Source organism: Luteibacter sp. P4_E6, from assembly GCF_056401535.1.
Genome location: NZ_JBFUJE010000439.1, coordinates 1 through 3276, shown reverse-complemented (window position 1 = coordinate 3276; position 3276 = coordinate 1). Strand labels below are relative to the sequence as shown.

4 protein-coding genes are annotated in these 3276 nt (G+C 64.9%); 2 read left to right on the top strand and 2 right to left on the bottom strand.

The genetic code is table 11. The features are described from left to right. Nucleotides 1-295: 295 nt before the first annotated feature. Nucleotides 296-847, bottom strand: coding sequence for a ribosome biogenesis factor YjgA (gene yjgA, locus AC1DT2_RS18805; protein WP_063573765.1), 552 nt, complete (start codon nt 845-847; stop codon nt 296-298). Next, on the bottom strand, nt 844-1092 hold the full coding sequence (locus AC1DT2_RS18800) for a DUF1653 domain-containing protein (RefSeq protein WP_477297996.1): 249 nt from the start codon (nt 1090-1092) through the stop codon (nt 844-846). Before AC1DT2_RS18800 ends, yjgA begins: the two co-directional genes overlap by 4 nt. 119 nt (nt 1093-1211) lie before the next feature. Here AC1DT2_RS18800 and pmbA point away from each other — a divergent pair, with 119 nt between their 5' ends. Together pmbA and AC1DT2_RS18790 are read left to right on the top strand one after the other, a co-directional pair. Beyond that, nucleotides 1212-2564: a metalloprotease PmbA gene (pmbA, locus tag AC1DT2_RS18795; protein ID WP_477297994.1), complete on the top strand. Its 1353-nt coding sequence runs from the start codon at nt 1212-1214 to the stop codon at nt 2562-2564. 105 nt (nt 2565-2669) lie between these two features. Then, on the top strand, nt 2670-3074 hold the full coding sequence (locus AC1DT2_RS18790) for a DUF4870 domain-containing protein (RefSeq protein WP_477297993.1): 405 nt from the start codon (nt 2670-2672) through the stop codon (nt 3072-3074). Nucleotides 3075-3276: the final 202 nt, after the last annotated feature.

Below are 3276 nucleotides of genomic sequence, written 5' to 3'. Positions count from 1 at the left end.
CGCACAAGTGGAGCGGCCGTAGGCCAAATAAGTACACGGCCGCGCAGCGGCCTTTCCGGTACGAAACGCGGAGGACGTGTCTGAGCAGCGAGGGTGGGCACCGAAGGCTCTGCGCCGCTACGTCCGCACGCCGAAGGCTCTGCGCGCCACGTCTAAACGCCGAAGGCTCTGCGACTCACCGTCTTCGGCGTCCCCGGCATTCCGCGAAGAACCTAAAAAAAGCCGGCGCGAGAGGCGCCGGCTTTTCATTGAGGAGCTTCGCTGCTGAAGCGGCTCCTACAGTGGGGCGTGAGGCTTAGGCTTCGTCGTCGCCCGAGCCGGCTTCGAGCTCCTTGATGATGCGGTACAGCTCGCGGAACGCGTGGAGCGGCTTGCTTGCTTCGCGTTCGGCCTTCGCCTGGCGGACCAGTGAGCGAAGGTGCTGGCGATCGAGGTTCGGGTATTCGTCGAACAGTTCGCCGAGCGCGACGTCACCGCCTTCCAGCAACTTCTCGCGCCTCGCTTCAAGGCGGTGCATATGAGCGGCTTCCTGACGCTGGCGATCGCGGTCCTCACCCAGCGCGGCGCGCGCGTCGGTGAAGGCCTCGTCGCCGTGGCGGCGCATCTGCTTGGCGAGGAAGGCCAGCTGGCGCTTGTGGGCGATGTGGGCGGTGACCTTACGGGTGCGGCCGATCTCGTCGACGATGTCTTCGGGCAGCTTCAGCTTGGGGATGCGGCTGGGCGGCAGTTCGACCAGCTGCTTGGCCAGCTTGAGCATGTCGAGGGCATTGCGGCGCAGTTCGCTGCGGCTCGGGCCGAAGTCTTCTTCTTCGTCGTCCTTCTTCGGGCGATCGTCGTAGGGCTTCATGGCTGGGTCTCCGGCGTGGCAAAAAGGTCGGTGGCTTCGCCTTCGARGGCGAAGCGGGCTTGCGTGCGGCCGTCGTGTTCGACGGTCTCGGCGAACATCGCCGCGGGGCGGACCCACAGGCCATGCTCGCCGTAAAGGGCCTGGTAAACCACGAGTTCTTCCATGGTTTCGCTATGCCGGGCGGTGCCGAGCACGCGGTAGGGCATACCCTTGAAGTGGCGGTAGAAGCCGACACGGATGCTCATATGTGTTCCATGGCACCATGCGCGGTGCGTTGCTTTTTAATCGGGTGACGCGACCCCATCTGGATGGAATCGGCCGCGTGCGGCCTGCCATTCTAACCGCCAGCCCCCGGGAAGCCCACGTGAGCCTCGTTTCCACCGTTGACAGCAGCCAGCAGGACCTCGATCGCCTCGCCACCCTTGCCGAGGACACCATCCGCCGAGCCCGCGCCGCCGGTGCGACCCAGGCCGAGGTTTCCGCCAGTGTCGATGTCGGCCTGAGTGTGAATGTCCGCCTGGGCGAGGTCGAAACCGTCGAACACACGCGGGACCGCGGCTTCGCCCTCACCGTGTACTTCGGCCAGCGCAAGGGCTCGGCGAGCACCGCCGACCTCAATCCGGACTCGATCCAGGCCACGATCGACCAGGCCTGCGCCATCGCCCGGTTCACCGAAGACGACCCGGCTTCCGGTCTGGCTGAGGCCGATCGTATGGCCACGACCTTCCCCGATCTGGACCTGTGGCACCCCTGGGACCTCGATGTGGACCGCGCCATCGCCCTGGGACAGGAGATCGAGGACGCTGGCCGCGCCATCGGCGGCATCACCAATTCCGACGGTTCGAGCGTGAGCGCCGGCCAGAGCCTGTCGGTCTACGCCAATTCTCATGGTTTCCTCGGGCGTGAACGCGGCACGCGCCACTCGCTGTCGGTTGCCCTGATCGCCGGCGACGACGATGACGGCATGCAGCGCGACTACTGGTATGACAGCCAGCGCAGCGCGGCTGATTTCATGGATCCCGCCGCGATCGGCCGCAAGGCCGCCGAGYGCACCTTGGCGCGTCTCAATGCACGTCGCCTCGGTACCCGGCAGGCCCCGGTGCTGTTTGCCCCCGAGATCTCGCGCTCGTTGATCGGCCACCTGCTCGGTGCCGTCAGCGGCGGTTCGCTTTATCGCCGTTCGAGCTTCCTGCTCGACCACGTGGGCAAGCAGATTCTGCCGTCGTGGTTCCGCATCGATGAGAAACCTCTCATTCCGCGAGGCATCGGCTCGTCCGTATTCGACGCCGAGGGCGTGGCCACGATCGACGCGCCCCTGATCGTCGATGGCGTGCTCGCGCGCTACATCCTGGGCAGCTATTCGGCACGTAAGCTCGGCCTGACCTCCACCGGCAACGCGGGCGGCGTGCACAACCTTCTGGTGAAGACGGGTGACGACGACTTTGCCGGTATGTTGCGCAAGCTCGGCACCGGCCTCCTGGTCACCGAGGTGATGGGGCAGGGCGTATCGATCATCACAGGCGATTATTCGCGTGGTGCATCGGGTTTCTGGGTGGAAAACGGCGAGATCGCTTATCCGGTCGAAGAGATCACCATCGCGGCCAACCTGCGCGACATGTACGCCAACCTTGTCGCCGTGGGCAACGACGTCGACCGTCGCTCGCACATCCTGACCGGCTCGTGGCTGATCGAGAATATGACGATCGCGGGCGAGTGATCGCACCCTGCCGCCCCTGCCGGGGCGGCATGTGTCGGAAGGACGGCTTGACACATCCCTGGCGCTCTCCGACAGTGGGACCGACATCGCCACCGGAGCCGCGCCATGAGTACGCCATCCGATCAGATTCCACCGTCACCCCCGCCGGGCCCGCCGCCGTATGAGCCGGCTCCGCCGGCTTACCAGGGGAACGACGACAAGAACATCGCGGTGTTCACGCATCTTTTGGGCTTCGCCTTCAGCATCCTCGTGCCGTTGATCGTGTGGCTGATCAACAAGGACAAAGCCGATAAGGGCTATCTCGTCACCGAGGCCAAGGAAGCGCTGAACTTCCAGATCACGATCCTGTTGGGCTATGTGATCTGCTGGATCCTCCTGATCATCGTTATCGGCGCCTTTCTGCACTGGGCGTTGTTCATCGTCAACGTGGTCTTCTGCATCATCGCTGCGATGAAAGTCAGCCAGACGGGCAGCTACCGCTATCCGTTCGCGTTGCGGCTGATCAGCTAAGGCGTTGCGACATGATGGAAGGGAGCCCGCGAAAGCGGGCTTCTTTTTTTTAGAAGGGCCGCCGCTACGCGGCGCATGTTCTAGCGGCGTTCGCCGCCTCACGCTCGTGCTTGTTGTGGGGGTCGCGGTCGGGTTGGCCCTTGGGGCCGCGGCGCGGCTCTTCGAGACGGGCCGTAGGCGTCGCTCTCGCTTGCCCGGGAAC